Below are 380 nucleotides of genomic sequence, written 5' to 3' on the forward strand. Positions count from 1 at the left end.
CGGCGAGGACGGCCTCGATCTCCCCCAGCTCGATACGGAACCCACGCAGCTTGACCTGGTCGTCGACCCGGGACAGGTACTCCAGCTCCCCGCCCGCCGTCCAGCGCACCAGATCCCCCGTGCGATACATCCGCGCACCCGCAGGACCATAGGGGTCGGCCACGAACCGCTCCGCCGTCAACGCGAACCGCCCGTGATACCCCCGCACCACGCTCAGCCAAAAGCACCGCCAAACGCTCCGCCCGGGCATCCAACTCCCGGTAACTGAGCGACACCCCACCCGCCACCACAGCCTCGGCATCCGGCACCGCGGCCACCCGCTCCTCGAACAACTCCACCGCCGAACGCCCCGGCACCTCACACACCGTGTCGTTCCAGTC

The 380-nt window shown here is 69.5% G+C and carries 2 pseudogenes; both read right to left on the reverse strand.

The annotated features are described in order from the left end of the window. Window positions 1-211: pseudogene (locus GRC12_RS46275) on the reverse strand (hypothetical protein); the annotation flags it as partial. 34 nt (window positions 212-245) lie between these two features. Continuing rightward, window positions 246-365: pseudogene (locus GRC12_RS47090) on the reverse strand (hypothetical protein); the annotation flags it as partial. Window positions 366-380 lie beyond the last annotated feature (15 nt).

The sequence above is a fragment of the Streptomyces griseorubiginosus genome, assembly GCF_017614965.1.
Taxonomy (GTDB): domain Bacteria; phylum Actinomycetota; class Actinomycetes; order Streptomycetales; family Streptomycetaceae; genus Streptomyces; species Streptomyces griseorubiginosus_B.